This window comes from Streptosporangium sp. 'caverna' (genome assembly GCF_003203775.1).
Taxonomy (GTDB): domain Bacteria; phylum Actinomycetota; class Actinomycetes; order Streptosporangiales; family Streptosporangiaceae; genus Streptosporangium; species Streptosporangium subroseum.
The window spans coordinates 4,693,595-4,713,197 of the sequence record NZ_CP029711.1; the positions used below are offsets into that span (position 1 = coordinate 4,693,595).

The 19,603-nt window shown below is 67.8% G+C and carries 14 protein-coding genes; 5 read left to right on the forward strand and 9 right to left on the reverse strand.

Going from position 1 to position 19,603, the window contains the following annotated elements:
- Positions 1 to 39 precede the first annotated feature (39 nt).
- The 5 genes from DKM19_RS20720 to DKM19_RS20740 all read right to left on the reverse strand — a co-directional run bounded on the left by DKM19_RS20720 (position 40) and on the right by DKM19_RS20740 (position 6,682).
- Positions 40 to 2,400 (reverse strand): NEW3 domain-containing protein, encoded by a 2,361-nt coding sequence (locus DKM19_RS20720; protein WP_162641641.1) that lies wholly within the window; start codon positions 2,398 to 2,400, stop codon positions 40 to 42.
- Between the two features lie 87 nt (positions 2,401 to 2,487).
- The gene (locus DKM19_RS20725) at positions 2,488 to 3,681 is read right to left on the reverse strand and encodes a mandelate racemase/muconate lactonizing enzyme family protein (RefSeq protein ID WP_204358898.1); all 1,194 of its coding nucleotides are present in this window, start codon (positions 3,679 to 3,681) and stop codon (positions 2,488 to 2,490) included.
- Positions 3,682 to 3,706: 25 nt separating this feature from the next.
- Positions 3,707 to 4,534 (reverse strand): carbohydrate ABC transporter permease, encoded by an 828-nt coding sequence (locus DKM19_RS20730; protein WP_110697550.1) that lies wholly within the window; start codon positions 4,532 to 4,534, stop codon positions 3,707 to 3,709.
- Positions 4,534 to 5,397, reverse strand: a complete 864-nt coding sequence (locus DKM19_RS20735; RefSeq protein WP_110697551.1) for a carbohydrate ABC transporter permease — start codon at positions 5,395 to 5,397, stop codon at positions 4,534 to 4,536. The genes DKM19_RS20730 and DKM19_RS20735 overlap by 1 nt, the downstream gene beginning before the upstream one ends.
- 127 nt (positions 5,398 to 5,524) lie before the next feature.
- Complete coding sequence (locus tag DKM19_RS20740) at positions 5,525 to 6,682, reverse strand: ABC transporter substrate-binding protein (RefSeq protein WP_204358899.1); 1,158 nt, start codon at positions 6,680 to 6,682, stop codon at positions 5,525 to 5,527.
- 257 nt (positions 6,683 to 6,939) lie between these two features.
- Between DKM19_RS20740 and DKM19_RS20745 the strand changes: the two genes are divergently transcribed.
- Complete coding sequence (locus DKM19_RS20745) at positions 6,940 to 7,710, forward strand: FadR/GntR family transcriptional regulator (RefSeq protein ID WP_110697555.1); 771 nt, start codon at positions 6,940 to 6,942, stop codon at positions 7,708 to 7,710.
- 114 nt (positions 7,711 to 7,824) lie between these two features.
- Positions 7,825 to 8,673 carry a fumarylacetoacetate hydrolase family protein gene (locus DKM19_RS20750; protein WP_110697557.1) on the forward strand — a complete coding sequence of 283 codons (849 nt, stop codon included), beginning with the start codon at positions 7,825 to 7,827 and terminating at the stop codon, positions 8,671 to 8,673.
- Between the two features lie 54 nt (positions 8,674 to 8,727).
- Here DKM19_RS20750 and DKM19_RS20755 read toward each other — a convergent pair whose 3' ends face one another.
- From DKM19_RS20755 to DKM19_RS20765, 3 genes are all read right to left on the reverse strand, one after another.
- Positions 8,728 to 9,111 (reverse strand): hypothetical protein, encoded by a 384-nt coding sequence (locus tag DKM19_RS20755; RefSeq protein ID WP_110697559.1) that lies wholly within the window; start codon positions 9,109 to 9,111, stop codon positions 8,728 to 8,730.
- A gap of 200 nt (positions 9,112 to 9,311) precedes the next feature.
- Positions 9,312 to 11,696, reverse strand: coding sequence for a ricin-type beta-trefoil lectin domain protein (locus DKM19_RS51805; RefSeq protein WP_110697561.1), 2,385 nt, complete (start codon positions 11,694 to 11,696; stop codon positions 9,312 to 9,314).
- Between the two features lie 298 nt (positions 11,697 to 11,994).
- On the reverse strand, positions 11,995 to 13,350 hold the full coding sequence (locus tag DKM19_RS20765; protein ID WP_110697563.1) for a lectin: 1,356 nt from the start codon (positions 13,348 to 13,350) through the stop codon (positions 11,995 to 11,997).
- Positions 13,351 to 14,230: 880 nt separating this feature from the next.
- Here DKM19_RS20765 and DKM19_RS20770 point away from each other — a divergent pair.
- Positions 14,231 to 14,974, forward strand: coding sequence for a FadR/GntR family transcriptional regulator (locus tag DKM19_RS20770; RefSeq protein ID WP_162641642.1), 744 nt, complete (start codon positions 14,231 to 14,233; stop codon positions 14,972 to 14,974).
- A gap of 417 nt (positions 14,975 to 15,391) precedes the next feature.
- On the opposite strand, the gene DKM19_RS20775 is transcribed toward DKM19_RS20770, so the two are convergent.
- Positions 15,392 to 16,921 carry an endo-1,4-beta-xylanase gene (locus tag DKM19_RS20775; protein ID WP_110697565.1) on the reverse strand — a complete coding sequence of 510 codons (1,530 nt, stop codon included), beginning with the start codon at positions 16,919 to 16,921 and terminating at the stop codon, positions 15,392 to 15,394.
- 836 nt (positions 16,922 to 17,757) lie between these two features.
- On the opposite strand from DKM19_RS20775, the gene DKM19_RS20780 reads away from it, so the two are divergent.
- Together DKM19_RS20780 and DKM19_RS52540 are read left to right on the forward strand one after the other, a co-directional pair.
- Positions 17,758 to 18,894, forward strand: coding sequence for a ricin-type beta-trefoil lectin domain protein (locus DKM19_RS20780; protein WP_110697567.1), 1,137 nt, complete (start codon positions 17,758 to 17,760; stop codon positions 18,892 to 18,894).
- A gap of 87 nt (positions 18,895 to 18,981) precedes the next feature.
- Complete coding sequence (locus DKM19_RS52540; protein WP_255415536.1) at positions 18,982 to 19,104, forward strand: hypothetical protein; 123 nt, start codon at positions 18,982 to 18,984, stop codon at positions 19,102 to 19,104.
- Positions 19,105 to 19,603 lie beyond the last annotated feature (499 nt).

The following is a 19,603-nucleotide window of genomic DNA, read 5'->3' on the forward strand; positions in this document are numbered from 1 at the left end:
CGCACCGGTCCGTCCCGCCGGCGGCGTGGGACATGACGATCAGCCCGGCGTCCCGCCTCCTCGCGACGGGTCGAGCGCGGTCAGCGCCAGCGACCTGCTCAGGACGTACTCGGCTCCGCCGGCATAGAAGATCACAGACGCCCTGACCGGCGCGAGGTCGACCGGGGCCGTGAACGACTCAGGTGCCGTGATCTTCCACGTCTCGGTGGCCGGGACACCGGGGGACAGCGCACGTCTCACCGGCTTGCCGGCGCGTTCGGCCCGCCAGCCCTCGGGGACGGTGATCGAGACGGTCAGGCCGGCGACCGGACGGTCGCCCAGGTTCTTCACCGTGGCGGTGACGGTGGTCGAACCACCGGCACCCACGGTGACCGGATCGGCCGCGAGGAAGGCGCCGGCCGGGGGGCGCCTCGGGTCGGGGGCACCGCGGTAGGGGCCGGTGGGGCCCGCGTTGTAGATCACCCGGCTGGCCTCGATCGGGAGGTTGCCGTCGGTGACGGTGACGGTGCCGCGCACGACGTTGCCACGGTCGCCGTCGACGATGCCGGTGATGGCGGGGTTGGTCACGTAGTTCTCGATCAGCGTGAGGTCGCCGGTGTGGTTGTCGTTCTGGTTGTTGGCGTGCGCCCACTGCCCCACGGTGTCGACGAACACGTTGCGGCTCACGCTCAGGTATCGGGAACCCTCGTCGAAGTACAGGCCGAACTGTCCGCTGTTCTCGCAGTAGTTCTCGTCGATGTCGCTACGGGGTATCGCCGAGAGCGCGTAGATGCAGCCGGCGTCGGACATCGTCTGCACGACGTCGCGCACGTGGTTGCCCACGACGCGGACGTCGCTCAGAGTCGTCGGCGTGCCGTGGATCGGCTGGAAGTCGTAGAGCCCCCGGCCGAGGTAGTCGGGGCTGCCCCCCGAGTCGTTGGCGCCCCAGCCGTAACCGAGTCCGATGCCTGTGTAGGGCATGTCGGAGACGTAGTTGTGCTCGATGGTCAGCCGCGTGACATAGCTGGCGAAGATCGCGGCCTGATCCAGGTATTCGAGCGCGGTCGCGTGGACGCGGTTGTCGCTGAGCACGATGTCGCTGTTGACCATACGAGGATCGGACGGGTGGTGCGCGTCGGGACGTACGCCGCCGACCACGATGCCGCCGCCGGAGTTCGCGGTGAACGTGCTGCCCGTGACCGAGACCCTGTGCGCGCCCAGTCCCACGCCGGTGGCGTGGGCGACCGCGTCGTTGCCGATGCCGAGCGCGAGGGAACCGAGGTTGACGAAGGTACTGCCGGCGAACTCGATGTCGTCCGCCGCCGACACCTGCACCGCCGCGGCCGCCTGCGCCCAGCCGTCGCGAGACGCCTCGAAGCCCACGCAGCCGGAGGAGCACGAGGTGAACGCGTCGGCCGGTCGGTGGGGCTGGACGCCGCTGATGAACACGCCGGTCTGCTGGTTCGCGTACCCGTCGGGCGAGCCGGGGCGCAGCCACGTGGTGCCGGTGAAGGTCAGGCCCTCGAACCGCAGGTTGCGGGCGGGCTCGTCGTAGGTGCCGCCGACCTGGACCAGCGATTCCAGGCGCGGCAGCTCCACCCGCGCGCGTGAGATGTCCTGCCCCGGAAGCGGCTTGTAGTAGAGCGTTCCCGCCGCGGTGTCCAGATACCACTCGCCGGGCTCGTCCAGAAAACTCCTGGAGTTGAGCAGGAAGAACACCGGCGTGCGGAACGGAGCCTGGAGGGTGTCGTAGCCGTAGGTGTTGTTGTCCCAGGCCGGCTGCCGCATGACGACCGTCGAGCCGGAGATGCTCCGCACCGGCGCGAACCGGTTGGTGAACGACAGCATCGCCTGGAAATCGATGCGCCCCTGGTCGGGCAGGGTGGCCAGGTAGGCGAGGTCCGGGTTGTCGATGGTGAAGCCGGTGGGGGTCAGCGTGATGTCGCCGGGTGCCAGCTTGATCCGCGCACGCTGTGCCGGGATTCCGTCGACGTAGAGCTGCCGGCTGTCGAATCCGGTGCCGACGTGGGCCCTGTAGACGCCCGTGGCGTCGTCGTCGGGCTCCCAGCCGGTGACGGGCCGGGCGCCGCTCAGCACGGGCCTGGCTCCGTGCGCCGCCTTCCAGGTCACGGTGTGCCCGTTCCGGCCGGAGTCGGCGGCGTCGAACCGCAGCGGCGAGGCCAGCCGGTAGGTCCCGTCCAGGAGCAGGACGGTGACGTCGCGGTTCGCCTCGGCCGTCGCCTCACGCGCCCGTCGCTGCGCCTCCTTCAGGGTCGCCAGCGGCCGGTCCGCGCTGCCCGGCCCCTTGTCGTCGGCCTTATCGGCTCCGGTGGGAGCGACCACGATCGTGTGGCCCGCCCGGGCGGCTTTTGCCCGGGCCGCGACCGATGTGCGCCTGTGCGGCACGGGTGACGAACGCACGTGCGTTCCTTTCTTCCGGTACGGGATGCGGCAAGGACGGCCGGCGTCGCGGGATGCGGCAAGGACGACCGGCGTCGAACGGCGGATTCACCTCGGCGTCAGACGCTGACCGTCCACGACCAGGGGGATGAGCCGGCGCTGCTGTGCGGTGTGACCGTGATCGGCCACCGCCAGCAGCCGCCGGCCGGCCTGCTCCGGCCGGACGCCGGGACCGTCGGCCGACAGGGTGCCCGGCCGGCGGGTGAGCCCCCTGATGACGTCCTCGTCGATCGTGACGCCCAGACCGGGCGAGTCCCCGAGGAGGAACGCGCCGTCCTCGACGTGATGGTCGACGGACACTCCGAGCGGCGGCCGCAGGTCCTGCAGCTCGCTGGCCATGTGGTTCGGCACCGACGTCGCGGCGTGCAGCAGGCCGACCGGGATGTTGCCGATCGGGCTGACCGGCAGATCGTGGGCGTGAGCCAGGGCGGACACCCGCAGAAAGTGGGTGACGCCCCAGACCGCGGCCGCCTGGACGATGTCGACGGCCCCCGCGGCCAGCAGCGGACGATACTGCTCAAGCCCGGTGAGGTTCTCCCCGGTGGCGACCGACGCGCGGATCCCGCGGCCGACGACGGCCAGGCCCTCGGCGTCCCACCGCCGGACGGGCTCCTCGATCCAGGTGAGATCCAGGGTGCGCTCGAGCTCACAGACGTGCCGGATCGCCTGCTTGCGCGACCAGGCCTCGTTCACGTCGAGCATCAGGCCCGGCCGCGTTCCGTTCCCGGCCTCGGTCAGGACCTCCTGGACCAGCGTCAGGCGGTGCCGGTCCCGCTCGATGTCGAGGCCGCCCTTGAGCTTGGCCGCCCGCAGGCCGTGCTGGGCGTAGACCTCGTACGCCGCGACGAGTTCGTCGTCGGTCAGGCCGATGTCCAGGCCCGAGGCGTAGGCGGGGACCCGCCTGTCACGCCCGCCCAGCAGACGCCAGAGCGGTTCACCGGCAGCCTTCGCCTTGATGTCCCACAGGGCGGTGTCGAGCGCGCCGATGGTCCCGAACACCGCGCCCGCGTGACCCGCCTTGAAGGTCTGCCGCAGCATGCGGTCGTACAGCGCCGTCACCCCGCGCGGATCCTCGCCCTCGATGGCGGCGAAGACGTTGTCGAGCTCCACGTGCGGCCCGATGCCGACACCGGTGATCCCCTCGTCGGTGTCCACCATGATGATCGACACCGGAACGACCCCGTCGGCGTAGACGCCGTTGGCGTCACCGACCGAACGGTCCCATTCCTGGACCGTCGTCAAAGTGCGATACCCCGAAATACGCATGTCAGCCCTTCGTGGAACCGGCGGTGACACCGTCGGCGATCTGGCGCTGGAGAAAGAGATAGATCATCAATACGGGTACGGCGGCGATCAGAACCCCGGAGGCGAAGGTGGGGATGTTGTCGGAGTACTGTCCGCGCAGCGAGGTGACCCCGACCATGAGGGTGCGGTGGTCGGCCGACGGCATCATCAGCAGGGAGATGAGCACGTCGTTCCAGCAGAACAGGGCGTTGAGAATGCCGACCGACAGAAGTGCCGGAGTGCCCATCGGCAGCATGATCCGCCGGTAGACGCCGTACGTCGTGTTCCCGTCGATCCTCGCCGCATCGATGATCTCCGCCGGAATGGTCTTGTAGTAGCTCGTCATCAGGAAGATGGTGAACGGGAGGAACTGTGCGACGTAGGCCAGGACCAGTCCCGGGTAGGTGTCGATGAGGCCGCTGTCCGCCATGACCCGTGCGAGCGGCACCATGATCACCTGAAACGGGATGAACAGCGCCGCGAGACAGCCCAGAAAGAGTGCCTTGGAGCCGCGGAACCGCAGCTGGCTCAGCGCGAAGCCGGCCATCGATCCGAAGAGCAGCAGAAGAATCACCGTGACTGTCACCACGATGAGCGAGTTGGCGAAGTATCGTGCCATGCCGACGCTGGTCCACGCCGTGACGATGTTGTCCCACTGCAGGGAACTCGTCAGGGAGAACCGGTCGAGGATGTAGTCACGCCGGGTCTTCATCGCGACGTTGGCGGTGAATACGAGGGGGTAGATCGTCACCAGTGCGAGAATCGCCATCGGAACGGCGACCACCCACTTGCTCAGGCGCCTGCCGGCCATCAGTCTTCCCTCCCGGCGCGGCGGAGCACGCTGATCTGCAGGAGCCCCACCACGAGCATGATGAGGAAGAGAACCGTCGACGCGGCCGAGGCGAGTGCGGGGCGGTTCATCTGTCCCTGCTGGATCCAGATGTAGTACTCCGGCAGGTAGGTGGATCCCTCCGGACCGCCGCTGGTCATGACGTACAGCAGACCGAACATGGACGTCAGCATCCCGATCATCGTGGTCACGAAAACGAACTGGATGGTGCGGGACAGGCTCGGGATGATCACGTGCCAGATGGTCTGGGGAAGCGTCGCGCCGTCCATCCGCGCCGCGTCCAGGAGCGCGGAGTCCAGGGTGGCGAATCCGGCGAGGAACACCACCAGGGCCATCCCGAACGTCGCCCAGATCTGCACGCCGACGACCGTGAACATGGCGACGTCCGGGTCGCCGAGCCAGTCGATCGGGCCGATGCCGATCGTCCCGAGAACGGTGTTCAACGGGCCGTCGAAGGCGAGCATGAGGTTGAAGATCGCGCCGACGATCACCGGTGAGAGTACGGCCGGGAAGAAGTAGACGCTGCGGAAGACCCGGTGCCCGGGGACGCGCAGGTAGATGAACGTCGCGAGCAGGCCCGGGATGGCCACCGCCACGGGAAGCAACAGCACCAGCAGTCCGACGTTGCGCAGCGCGCCGAGGAACAACGGGTCCTCGAACAGTTCCAGGTAGTTGGCCCAGCCGACCGCTGCCCCGTTGTTCTTTCCGTCGCCCGTGAAGGAGAAGTTGACGCCCAGGAGCAGCGGCCACAGCCGCAGCGCCACGATGATCAGTACGGCCGGAGCCACCAGAACGTAGGGGGCGAGGCGCTCGGGCCGCAACATGCGGGGGACCGGCCGGGAATGGGTCCCGGTGTCGCCGCGGCGTGCCCGCTGCTTCGTCTCCGCTCCGTCGGTCCGCCCGGAACCTGCCGGGCGGACCAACGGTGACGAACTTCTGATCGGCACGAGATCAGCTCGCCCGGTCGGAAGCGGCCAGTTGCTCCACCACTTCGTCGACGGTCGCCGATCCGCTCAGGAGCTTCTGGGACAGCCTCCCCATCAGATCGATGGTCTTCGAGGACAGCGCGACGTGCAGCGCGGGCTTACCGCTCTTGATCTCGGGCACGATCGTGCCGACGGCCGCGGGGCCCTGCGACACGTCGATCGTGGTGTCGGACGCGATCGCGCCGGCATCGGAGTAGAAGGAGGTCAGTGCGTCGGTCGTGGTCAGCGACCGCACCATGTCGGCGGCCAGCTTCGGGTCCTTCGCCCACTTCGCGACCGCGTAGCCGATGCCACCGTCGTACGGAAGGTTCGGGCTGGCTCCGTCGGTGACGACCGGGGCGTTCATGACGCCGACCTTGTCGGCCCCCAGGAACTCGCTGAAGTCCTTCCAGTGCCCGATGTCCGACATCAGCCCGATGATGTGGGCGGCCTTACCGGAGTTGAAGACCGCGAAGGCGTCGTTGAACATCGCGGTCGAGTTGGCCCCGTCGTTGTTCAGCCCCAAGTCGTTGACCTCCTTCCACAGCGTGAAGACCCGCTTCACATCGGGAGAGGTCCAGTCGCGCTTCCCGGCGATCCAGTCGTCGTACTCCTGCGGCGTCAGGATGCCCGAGCCGAGACCCGAGAGGAAGAACTGGATGCCGATGCCCTCCTTGTTGCCGAGCGCGAAGCACTTGGCGCCGGTCGCCTTCTTGATGGCGGCGCAGTCGCCGATGAACTCGTCCCAGGTCTTGGGGGGGCTGGCCGGGTCGAGTCCCGCCTTCTCGTACAGCGTCTTGTTGTAGTAGATCGGGTGGCCCTGCAACGTCACCGGCGCGGCGTAGATCTTGCCGTCCTTGCCGAACGCCTCCCAGCCCGCCAGTCGCTGCCTGTCCTCGGCCACGTACTGGTCAATGGGGAGGAGCGAGTCGACGCGGTCGCGGATCTGGCCGCCTCCGTTGAAGAGCATGACGTCGGGTCCGGTGCTGGACTGGATGGCCGCGCCCAGCAGGGTGTAGTACTGGTCGAAGGGCTGGGCGACGAATTCGACGGTGACGCCGGGGTGCTTCTTGGCGAAGTCGGCTTTCGCCTTCTGGATGTAGGAGGCGGCGGTCGCGTCACTGGATTTCCAGTCCCAGACCACGAGCTTCGTGACCTTGCTGGAATCGCCCGGCGACGATACGGGTCGCGCGGCGCTGCCACAGCCCGCTAAGCCAAGACCCAGCACCATGACGGCCGACCACAGGGTTCGCTGCTTCATCGCTGTTCACTCTCCAGGGGGATAGCCGGATCACCCGGCCGCTGTTTGAGGCGAAACGTAATTCGTATGACGTCTGACGTCAATACGTGTGACATATACTGATGTTGAAATGTGGCGCGGGCCGCGGCACCGGAGGAGATATGACGACATCGCAGGAGTCGCCCTCGAGCGTCGCGTCCCCCCCTGCGTGGGTGCGACGGCCGACCAACCTCGCCAGGGCGGTGACGGCGGAGCTGGTGGAGCGCATCGTTCGCGGGGTGCACCCCTCGGGCACACCGTTGCCCGCCGAGCCCGCGCTCTGCGAGACCTTCTCGGTGAGCCGGACCGTCATCCGCGAAGCGGTGAAGATCCTTCAGGAGAAGGGGCTGGTGCAGGTCCGCCAGGGCAGCGGCACCGTGGTCACTCCGCCGACGATGTGGGACATGCTCGACGAGCTCGTCCTCGCGGCGACCATCGCCGAGGACGAGAGCCTGGCGATCCTTGACGACCTCGTCGTCACGCGGCGTGTGCTGGAGTCCGACATGGCGAACTTCGCCGCCCGCCTCGCGGATCAGGGCACCATCGATCGGCTGCGTGCGCTGGTGGATCGGATGGACGAGCTTGTGGACGACCACGTCACGTACGGCGATCACGACCGCGCCTTCCATGACACGATCATGCAGGCGTCCGGGAACCGCATCGCCCGTGGCGTGGTGCGGGCGCTGGAGAGCCAGGTCATCAACACCGCCCGCTACATGGGCCAGCCCCAGCGGGCCTTGTGTGTGGCGTCCAACCTCGGCCATCGCCGCATTTACGAGCGCATCGCCGCCCACGACCCCGCCAGCGCCGCCGAGGCGATGTTCAGGCACATCACCGACGCCTGGCTCGTCCGTCGCGGCGGGCCGGGCGACCCCGTGCGCCTGGAGCGTTGAGCGCCGGCTCCGCTCGACCGGGACGCGGCGTCCGGTGGCTTTACTCCGATTCGATGAATCTGCCAGGCTCGGCCCGATGGGCATGCCTGTGGACCAAGTGAAAGAAGGCGGTTCGTGAAACTGTTGCGAGTGGGCCCGCCGGGCCGGGAGAGGCCCTGCGTCATGGGACCCGACGGCAGGGTGCTGGACCTGTCGGCACTGACGACGGACATCGACGGCGCGTTCCTCGCCGGAGGAGGCATCGAGCGGGTGCGTTCCGCCCTCGCCGAGGGCGGCCTGCCCGAGGCCGGACCGTACGAGCGGGTCGGCGCGCCGGTGGCCAGGCCGGGGAAGATCGTCTGTATCGGGCTGAACTACTCCGACCACGCGGAGGAGACCGGCGCCGACATCCCCGCCGAGCCGGTGGTCTTCATGAAGGCGTCCAACACGGTCGTCGGCCCCGAGGACGAGGTCCTGGTGCCGCGCGGCAGCGTGAAGACCGACTACGAGGTCGAGCTGGCGGTGGTCCTCGGTGGCACGGCCCGCTACCTGTCCTCCCCGCGGGAGGCGGCGGGTGTGATCGCCGGATACGCGGTCGCGAACGACGTCTCCGAACGGGAGTTCCAGAACGAACGCGGCGGCCAGTGGGACAAGGGCAAGTCGTGTGAGACGTTCAACCCGCTGGGCCCGTGGCTGGTCACGCCGGACGAGGTGGGTGATCCGCAGGCGCTCGGCCTGCGCCTGTGGGTCAACGGGGAGCTTCGCCAGAACGGCAGCACCAAGAACCAGATCTTCGGTGTTCATCATGTGATCTGGTACCTCAGTCAGTTCATGGTCCTGGAGCCGGGCGACGTGGTGAACACCGGCACCCCCGCGGGGGTCGCCCTCGGCATGGGCCCGGAGGCGTACCTGCGCGCGGGCGACGTGGTCGAAGTCGAGATCGACGGCCTCGGCCGCCAGCGTCAGCGGATGGAGCAGGCGTAAGAGCGGACGAAACGATCCCCCGGCGCGTGGGAGCGCGTCCGGGGATCCCGGCTGCTATGGACGCGCGTTCCCCCGCGTAGAGCCGTCGGGGAAGTTCGAGGACTCGGCGGAGGAAGCCGGGTGGGGCAGGCCCAGGGTGGTGATGCGCTGCACCAGGGCCTCGCGCCGTACCCGGACCTGCTGGCCGCTGTCGTGGCCGGCCAGGGTGGCGGCGTGGACTTCGGCGATGACGTGGGAGTGCGGAACGTTGAGCACCGCGGCGGCCGCGGCGACGCTCACCATGGGCTCGTCGGGCAGCATCGCCAGCCGTTCGGCGATCATGTTCTCGCGGAATTCGGCGGCGAACCACACGGTGGCGTCACCGATGCCGAGGCGGAGGACGAGGCCTTCGCGTTCCAGGTGCTGCAGAAGGTCGTCGATGTCGCCTGGCGTGCTCATGCGGCGCTTTTCCCTCGTGTCGGTGGTGTCGGCGGGGGATGCCCGACACCGCGTTCCAGAGACGTCCCCCAGAGCGTCCCGGACCGGTGGGTTCGTCCAGGGCCTCGCACTCCCGACCCGGCCGTCCGCGTCCGGCGCGTCCGGGTGATGGCCTTCGCCGGGGCGGGGGGTCGCCCCGGCGAAGTCATGAGATGGCTGGATCAGCTGCGCAGGCTCCATTTCTGGCTGCTCGTGCCGGTGCAGGACCACAGCTGCACCTTGGTTCCGTTGGCGGTCCCGAAGTTGCTCGCCTCCATGCACTTGCCGGACTGCACACCGGTGATGGTGCCGTCGGCGTTGACGTTCCACTGCTGGTTGGTGCCGCCGTTGCAGTCCCAGATGATCACCTGGGTGCCGTTGGCGGTGCCTTGGCCGTTGGCGTCCAGGCACTTGTTCCCGTACACCTGCAGCTGCTTGCCCGAGGTGTAGGTCCACCGCTGGTTGGTGCCGCCGCCGCAGTCCCAGAGCTGCGCCTGGGTGCCGTTGACGGTGCTGGAGTTGTCGATGTCGACGCAGCGGCTCGACTGGCTCCCGACGATCTGCACGTTCTGCCGGCTGCCGCCCCCCTGGGGCCCGGCGGACGCCATCACGGCCTGGGCGCCCGACGGCCAGCTGCCGTTGGTGACGGTCACGTTGTTGTTGACGACGTTGCCGCGGTCACCGTTGGTCACGTTGGTGCTGTTGTTGCTCGCCCAGTTGCCGGTGACGGTGAAGTTGCCCATGTTCTCGCCGCCCCAGTAGTTGGCGGTGGCCCAGGTGCCGACGGAGGACAGGACGTTGTTCTTGACGGTGTAGTACTTGGAGCCCTCGTCGAAGTAGATCCCGAACCAGCCGTTGGTCCGCAGGCAGTAGTTGTCGCTGATCACCGCGCCCGGGTTCCAGGACAGCGTGTAGATGCATCCGCCGTCGGTCATCTGCTGCATGACATCGTGCACGTAGTTGCCGATGAGCTGGTTGTTGGACGCGGTGGTGGCCGTCGTGTACCGCGGCTGGTAGTTGTACAGGCCGCGGTTGGTGTACTGGGTGTTGCCGCCAGGCTCGTTGGCACCCCAGCCGTACCCGATCGACATGCCGGTGTAGGGCATGTTGTAGACCTCGTTGTGGGAGACGAGGGCGGTGGCGACGTAGGTGGTCACGACCGAGACGACGCCCCGGTACTCCACGCCGAGGTCGTGGACGCGGTTGTCGCTGATGGTGATGTTGCGGTTGACCATCCGCTGGTCGCTGGGGTGGTGAGCGTCGGCGCGCACGCCGCCGACCACGATGCCGCCGGCCGAGCTGCGGGCGATCTCGGACCGGGTGACCGTGATGTTGCTGGCGCCCAGGCCGACACCGCTGGCGTGGCCGTTGGCGTCGTTGCCGATGCCCACGGCCGTCTGGCCCAGGTTGACGAACTGCGAGTCGCTGAAGGTGATGTTGTTGGCTGCGGAGACCTGTACGGCGGCGGGCATCTGATACCAGTTCGGCCGGGTCGCCTCGAACTGCTGGCAGCCCTCGTGGCAGGAGGTGAAGTTGGGCCAGCTCGCGTTGCCGGCCATGTAGGCGCCGGTCTGCTGGTCCGCGTAGCCCTGGTTGCCGCTGGGCCCCATCCAGGTCGTGCCGGTGAACGTGACCCCGGTGAACGCGATGTGGTGCGCGGGCGCGTCGTAGGTGCCCCCGACGTTCACCAGGGACTGCAGCACCGGCAGCTCCACGCTGACGTTGCCCATGTTCTGCCCGGAGAGCGGGATGTAGGAGAGCGCGCCGGTCCCGGGGTCGATGTACCACTCGCCCGGCGAGTCGAGGAACTCGTACGCGTTGGTCAGGTAGAGCGAACCCGCCCGGTGCGGGCTGGTGAAGGTGTCGTACCCGAAGTTGTTGTTGCTCCAGCCGGGCTGCTGCATCGTGATGAAGTTCCCGGTGATGTTCTGCACCGACACGTACCGGTCCGTGAACGAGCCGACGCTCTCCATCTGGATCCGGCTCTTGTTGGCGAGGTTGTTCAGATAGCTCAGGGCGCCGTTGGTGAAGGCGAGGCCGCTGCTGTTCGCGGTGAAGTCCGACCGGTTCACGGTGGTACGCGCGCGTGTGGCGATGGCGCCGTTGACGTAGAGCTGCCGGGTGTCGATCCCGGCGCCGACGTTGGCCCGCCAGATGTTCTTCCCGGAGTCGGCGAGCGACCAGCCGGTGACCGCCCTGGCGCCGCTGACGACGGGACGGGCGCCCGCGGCGGCCTGCCATTTGACGGTGTAGCCGTTGTTTCCCGAGTCGGCGGCGGTCAGCCGTAGCGGCGCGGAGAGCCGGTACACCCCGTCGGCCAGCTCCACGACGACGTCCCCGGACATCGCGCCGGTGAGCGCCCGCACCGCGGTCTGCGCGGCGGGCAACGAGCACGGCTGGGCGGCGGAGCAACCGGTGCCGGTACCGGAAGGGGAGGCGTACAGGGTCGTGGTGGCCGCCGAGGCGGGGGAGACCGGAGCCACCAGAGCGGCCGCGGCGGTCAACCCCACTGCGGCGACTCCGGTCGACAGCAGCCTCCGCATCGCGGAGTACGAGAATTCAAACATGGGACTTCCTTATATGGGGGGTGGGGGAGTGGTCGGTGAAAGGTCCCATCGGAGCTGGTCCGGAGGGTGCGGCTCCGGTCCTCGCGCCGCCGTCGCACCGCCGTCGCGTCGAGCGCGCGGCGCGCTCACGCCCCGGGTGGCACACCCGGGGCGCAGCCGTCCGGGTGCGGATGGCGCGCTGATCTCCTGGGGTGGGCGGGCAGGTGAAAGCGGCCCTGCCGTGGAGAGGATCCCTCGCCGGGGCGGTCGCTTTCCCCGGCGAGGGATCCTGGAGGTGGCTCAGAGGTCTGGAAAGGGATCAGCTCCTGGTCCAGCGCTGGTTGCCTCCGCCGTTGCAGGACCAGATGGCGAGTTTGGTGCCGTTGGCCGTGACGCTGTTGGGCACGTCCAGGCACTTGTTCGCGCCGATGGCGGTGATGGTGCCGTCGCTGTTGAGGCGCCACTTCTGATTGTTCTGGCCGTTGCAGTCCCAGATCTGCACCTGCGCGCCGTCGGCGGTGCTCTGGTTGCTCACGTCCAGGCACTTGTTGCCGTAGACCCGCAGCTCACCCGCACCGGTCGACGTCCACTGCTGGTTGCTCTGGCCGTTGCAGTCCCAGATCTGCACCTGTGCGCCGTTGGCCTGCGAGACGCCGCTCACATCGAGGCACCTGCCCGAGCCCACACCCCTGACCGCACCCGCCGTCCCCGGCGTCGGAGTCGGAGTCGGCGTGGGATCGGGTGGCTGGGTGCCCCCGAACTGCGAGAAGAACCTCCACACCTCTCCCTTGGTCCAGGTCGTGATGCCGCTCTCGGCGTAGGTCCCGTCCACCGGGCCGGGCATGTGACCGTTGTCGAAGGCGGCCCACACGACCGGATACCCGGCTCGGCACCCCGAGTAGGTGGTGGTTATGTGCGTCCTGCTGCCCGACCCCGGCTCGGGCGGGTTCTGGGCGGTACAGCCGTTGTTCCTGACGAACCTGTCACGCAACGACCGTCCCTGGGAGATGTTGAGGACGCTGTCGGTGATGCCGTGAAGTCCCATGTACGCGATGGGCTGAGAGCCGTCGCCGCACCCGCTGAGCTGCGCGCCGGAGTAGACCGCGACCGCGCGGAAGACCGCCGCCCTGCTGCACGCGAGCGAGTAACTCATGCCGCCGCCGTAGCTGAAGCCCATGGCGAAGCGCTGCGAGGTGTCGACGCACAGGGCGCCCTCGATCTGCCTGATCAGGTCGTCGACGAGGACCACGTCCTCGCCGCCGGAGTTGGCCCAGCCGTTGCCGATGCCCTGGGGCGCGACGAAGATCGCGCCGTTGTTCGACAACTGCCGCATGCCGTAGAAGGACCAGGGGTACCCACTGGTGCCGCCCGAGTCGACGTCGGCGGCGGTGCCGCCCCGCCAGTGGAACCCGAAGAACAACCGGTAGGGCGTGTTGTTGTTGTAGTTGTCGGGGGTTCTCAGGATGAAGGAGCGGGTCTTGCCGCCGCTCTGGATCGAGTGCGTACCGCTTGCCAGTGCCGGGGACTTGCCGCACCCGGCGGTCGGTGCGAGGGCGCCGGCACCCGTGGATGAGGTGGTTCCGCCGAAGCTGTTGCTCAGCGCCGCGTGACCGGTGGACAGGACGAGAAGGGCCGCGACCGCGATCGCTCCGAAGAAGGATCTGTGCTTCGACATCACACGACTCCCCCTGCGGTTCGAATGCCGACAGGTCTGGATGGGGAAACCACTTGGTTCTCCTTCATTGGGGGGTGGAGCCTCAGCCGACCGGCGTGGCGGCTCAACGGCGTTTCATCGGTTCCCGCGCTGAACACCACGTCTGCCCGATGTCGCTGAACAACCCTCGCCCTGGTCCGATGTGGTCGGAACCGTTCGCGTCACCGTCGTGGACGACGATGTCGTCCTTACCTCCGGTGATTTCTGCCGGTACGGCTCAGCCGCGAGCTGCCCGGTGCAGTCCACCTGAGCCATCGGCGTGCCGCCGTTGATCCGCGTGGCCTGCTTGAAGTCGTCTTCATGGCGGTGGCACGCTCGGCGAGCACGGAGAGTGCCGTCCCACCCTCAGCGCCGGCATCCGGTCGCCCCGGCGCCGGTCGCGTCCGCGTAGCTGGTTCCGATCGCTCACATGATTCTCCAGACATGTCGCGGTGTCCGGCGAGTGGCGCCGCGAGGAGGGTGATCTGAGGGACTGCGTGGTCGGGCCACGACGCACGACCGCCGCGGAGTGCCCCACTCCAGATGCGGTCCAGCCGAGGAGGAGACCCCCAACAGGAGGCGTCCCGGAGACTTAGCTACTAATTACGTTCCTCACGCTGAGGCGCGTCAAGACCTTAAGCCCACTTATTTCTGACTCCTCACAGGGGTGCCTTTGCCGGAGTGTGGGCACTTTCGAGCATAAGTACAGCTAGGCGGCTTGCGCTTTCCCCTTGGCAGCTCAAGGATCTGGCGACACGTCGGATGTATAGCACTTAACCCCGGTGGGAGTAGGGGGGATTGATGCTGATCTGGGACTCGGGTGGTCGTACTCTTGAGGAGGTGGTGGCAGGGAGGGAGCAGCGTGATCGATACTCCGCGTGCGGAAGGCGCATACCGGCCGGGCTACGAGGTGGCCGCGGAGCAGGTGCTGGAGTTGATCAGCCGGTTGCGCCTGCGGCCCGGCGACCGCATGCCCACCGAGAACGACCTGGCCCGGGAACTGGGTACGAGCCGAACCGTTGTGCGCGAGGCGGTGAAGATACTCTCGGCACTCGGCCGGGTACGCGCCCAGAAGGGGCGCGGTCTCTACGTGGCCGACGACGAGGGGATGCTCGGCACCGGACGCTGGGCGTCCTTCTTCCTGCCCACCGACCTGGACCACATCTACATGCTCTTCGAGTTCCGCCGGGCCCAGGAGATGGAGACCAGCCGGCTGGCCGCCCGCCGCGCCACCCCGGCGGAGCTGGGAGACATCGAGAAGTCGGCCGGGGTGTGCCGCCACGGCTTCGACACCGGACGCGAAGATCTGTTCAACGAGGGCGATGAGGCCTTCCACACCGCCATCGCGGCAGCATCGCACAATATGTTCCTCCAGATAGCGGTACGGGAGGCCCGCCGGCTGCAGGCCCAGTCCAACCTCATAGGCCTGCGCGGCTCGGTGGGCGGGCACGCGGCCAAGGCCGTCGAGGAACACGACGCCATCTACCAGGCCATCCGCGCCGGTGACCCGGAAGCGGCGGCCCAGGCCGCGGCGACGCACATCGACAACACTCTGGACGACTACCGCAGGGAGATCCAGCAGCGCATCTTCTCGCCAATGGATTGATTCCTCGTGAGGAGATCACACCGGTAGTGCGTGCTCGGCGCCGCCGGGACGCGCCCGCCGCAGCCGGCATGAGCATTACGTGCGCCCATGGTCGCTCTGTTCGAGAGGGGAGAGCGAGTGGCCGCCCGACCGTCACAGAACGGTCAGGGGTGAAAATTTCACCGCTCCGCGTGACCCGGGTGGGCTCGGCCGTGTGCCGAGCCCACCCGGATCACCTCCGATCCGGTCCTGACCGTCGTGTCGTGATGGCGTTCACCCGATGGGGGCTGCGTCTTCGCGGTGCAGGTCAGGAGCGTTCGGGCCGGGGATGGGTCGTGCGGTCAGCGCTGCAGGGTCAGCAGGCCCGGCCGGTAGGGCAGGAGGCCGTAGCCGGGCTGCGGCCCTGGTAGAGCAGTCGCAGGTTGCGGGGGTCGACGGTCATGATCTGGAGGTGCCGCTCCAGGTCCATTTCTGGTTGTTGCCGCCGTGGCAGGAGTAGACCTGGATCAGGGTGCCGTTGGCGGTGCCCTGGTTGGCGGCGTCCAGGCACAGTCCGGACTGCACGCCGGTGATGCTGCCGTCGGTGTTGATGCGCCACTTCTGGTTGTTGCCGCCGTGGCAGGCGTAGATCTGGGCTTTGACGCCGTTGGCGGTGCCGGCGGCGTCCAGGCACTTGTTGCCGTAGACCCTGAACTCACCGGCGGTGGTGTAGGTCCACTGCTGGTTGGAGTTGGTGTGGCAGTCCCACAGGGCCACCTGGGTGCCGTCGGTGGTGCTGGAGCCGGGCACGTCCACACATCGGCCGGAGGCCACACCCTTGATCTGCCCGGTGCCGCCACCCGAGGTGGGGGTGGGAGTGGGCGTCGGGGTGGGGTTCGGGTTCGGGTCGGCGGCGTTGAGGGCGTTGAGGACCGAAGTGTAGGCGGACTTCTTGTTGCCGTTGCCGTCGAACAGCAGCGGGCTGGCGCTGGAGCCCAGCCAGGAGTCGCTGTCGCGGACACCCCACACGGTGATGCCGGTGCAGCGGGCGACGGCCAGGCAGTCGTTGGTCACCGCGGCGTAGGTCTGGGCCGAGCCGCCCTGGATGTCCAGCTCGGTGATCTGCACGTCGACGCCGAGGGCGGCGAAGCTGGAGATCGTGGTGCGATAGTTGCTGTTGTAGGCGCTGTTGCTGTTGAAGTGCGACTGCAGGCCCACGCAGTCGATCGGCACGCCGCGCGACTTGAAGTCACGGACCATGTTGTAGACGCCCTGGGTCTTGGCCCAGCTCCAGTTGTCGATGTTGTAGTCGTTGTAGCACAGCTTGGCGGCCGGGTCGGCGGCCCGCGCGGTGCGGAAGGCCACCTCGATCCAGTCGTTGCCGGTGGACTGCAGGTTGGAGCTGCGCCGGCCGCCGGAGTTGCCGTCGGCGAACGCCTCGTTGACCACGTCCCAGGCGTAGATCTTGCCCTTGTAGTGGCCCACCACGCCGTTGATGTGGTCGATCATCGCCTGGCGCAGCGTGCTGCCCGACAGCGACTGCATCCAGCCCGGCTGCTGGGAGTGCCAGGCCAGGGTGTGGCCGCGGACCCGCTTGCCGTTCTGCACCGCCCAGTTGTAGACGCGGTCGCCGTTGGTGAAGTTGAACTGCCCCCGGTTCGGCTCGGTGGCATCGATCTTCATCTCGTTCTCGGCCGTCACCATGTTGAACTCGCGGTTCGCGATCGTGGTGTACGCCGAGTCGCCGAGCCTGCCTCCGGCGATCGCGGCGCCGAAGTAGCGTCCGCTCTGCGCGGCCGCCGCGCCGAGCGTGCTCGCCGCGGCACTGGCGGAAACGGCACCGGCGGAAGCGGCACCGGCGGAAACCGGGCCGGTCACCACCGTGATCGTGCCGAGCACGAGGGTGCCGAGGGCGCCGGCGATCAGAGCCCGGCGGAGGCCGCCGAGGGGTCGCCGGGCTCCGGGCGGGGGTATGGCATTTGTGCCCATGACTGAGCCTCCATAACTGCATCACAGAAACGCGGAAGCGGATGGTCGTAAGGGGGACAATCCGCAGGACCGACGCCGCGTCCCGTCATCAGGGGACGCGCACCAACGGGGCGTCGTGGCCGACAGCCTCTGCCGTGCACCACCGACTGGCAGGAGGACCGTCTCGGTGACTCAGTGTGGAAACTATTACAAAATGTGTCAAGTTTATTAAGCAAGGTTCTGTCTCACTGTTTGATACACATGTTCTGTACCTGCGCCAACGTCTCCCGATCCTCTGAAAGCTGCGGCTCCGCTCTCCGAGGCGAGACGCCTTCTGTGAAATTTTCATCACACCGGCCTGTCCGGCCCGATGCGGCGACCACCGAAACACCAGGTGAACCGTGCTCGTCTCTCGCTTCTTCTGGCACGTCATGTTTCGTACTCTTGACAGTCCTTCCTTGCCTCGTGTTTGCTCCGCTCCACCACCACAACCGTTCGACGGAGAAGGAGCCACGACTGACGGGCGGAGTGTTAACGCTCACATCTTTCTGTCCATCAAAAGGCGAGCTCGGCGACCGTGAATCCCTGACAGACACCACATCCGCGGGTTCCCCCTTGCGGTCGTCGATCTCTTGACAGGAGGTTTTCCCGCGCGGCGGAAGCTCGGATCGACTTGATGCATCGGGTCCCGCAGTCCCCAGATGATCGGCGGACACCTGCGACGCGTCCGAGCCGCCACGCCCGACCGCCGGTTCGCCACCACATGACATCCGTTGGCGGGTGTTCCGAATGCAGACCGTCAGCGCCACACGAGCTGTCAGCGGCAACTGCTCTCAGCCGCCGGAAAGAGGTTAAGCATGCGTAGGTGGATACGGTGGTTCACCGCGGCGCTTCTGGCCGTGACCACGGTCGCGCTGGGCGCGGTGATACAGACGAGTGTCGCCGGCGCGGAGTCCAACGGCGGGGTGCGGGTCATGCCGCTGGGCGACTCGATCACCGAGGGCACGCAGGTGCCGGGCGGATACCGCACCGGCCTGTGGCAGCGGCTGGCCTCCGGCCGGTACACGGTGGATTTTGTCGGGTCGCAGTTCAACGGGCCGGGTGGCCTGGGCGACCACGACCACGAGGGGCACCCCGGCTGGCGCATCGACCAGATCGACGGGAACATCACCGGCTGGGCGCGGACCTACAATCCGCGCACGGTGCTGCTGCACATCGGCACCAACGACATACTGCAGAACTACAACGTGTCCGGCGCGCCCCAACGGCTGTCCACCCTGATCGACCGCATCACAGCGGCCGTGCCGAACGCGGACGTGTTCGTCGCCACCATCATCCCGCTGTCCAACTCCGGGCAGGAGTCCGCCGCCCGCACCTTCAATGCGACCATCCCCGGCATCGTGCAGAACAAGGTCAACGGTGGCAAGCGCGTCCACCTGGTCGACATGCACGGCAAGCTGAGCACGTCCGACCTGATCGACGGCATCCACCCCACCGCCGGCGGCTACGACAAGATGGCCGCCGCCTGGTACGCGGCACTCCAGTCGGTCTCCGGCAGCATCGGCCAGCCCGGCGGCTCCAGCCCGACGCCGACACCGACGCCCTCGCCCGCGAGCGGGATCCGCAGCGTGAGTTCGGGCAGATGCCTGGACGTCGCCAACGCCTCGCAGGCCAACGGCGCGCAGGTGCAGATCTGGGACTGCAACGGCCAGGCCAACCAGCAGTGGACGTCGACCGGTGCGGGTGAGCTCCGGGTGTACGGCAACAAGTGCCTGGACGTGAACAGCCAGGGCACCGCCGACGGCACCCAGGTGGGGATCTGGGACTGCAACGGCCAGGGCAACCAGAAGTGGCGCCTCAACAGCGACGGAAGCATCACCGCGCTCGGCGCCGGCAAGTGCCTGGACGCACCCAACTATTCCACCGCGAACGGCGTGAAGCTCCAGATCTGGTCCTGCAGCGGCGGCGTCAACCAGCGCTGGACACGCACCTGAGGGGGCAGGAAGTCGCGGGGCGGTCTCAGGGCGCCGGCATGGCAGGAGCCGGCACCAAGAGGCCGCCCCGACGAAGGATGAAGCCGGATGGGTGACCGGTTGACCCCGCCGCCGCAGGGCCGGATGACGAGTTCGGTGTCGTCGGCCGTGGCGCTGCCGGGTGCGTCCAGGCACCTGTTCGCACCGATGGCGATGATGACTCCGTGGTGATTCCGTCGGTGTCGGGGCGCCCCTTCCGGTGTCCTGCCCGTTGCGGTCCCAGACGATCACAGAGGCGCCGTCGGAGTCGGGGAGTATCCCGCCCGTGTTGGCGTGCGACGATGTCCGCGTTGGCACGCGGTATTCATCGGGTTCGTATTCAGCCTGCGATGGATCAAGAATCAGGCGTCGGCCCAATTGGCCGCCGTGAAAGGCCGGCCGGCTCTCGCCGTATGTCGGAGACGGCGGCACGCCGGTTGTCACACGTGACCGGAGAACGGTTTTCCGTAGACCGCATGAGATTGGTCGTTGTCGTTTTAATGATGCCGAGCGGGATTTCCGGGATATACGGTTTCGTTGGGCTCGATGGGCTTTGCGGTGGATCCGCGCATCGGTCACGCCAATTTTTTCGTCGAGCCGCGAAAATGCTCCGAGGCGAATCCCGTCACCGGTGGACTCACCGTCGACCCGATGCGGTGACCTCGTCATATGGCTACATCGTAGCGACCCG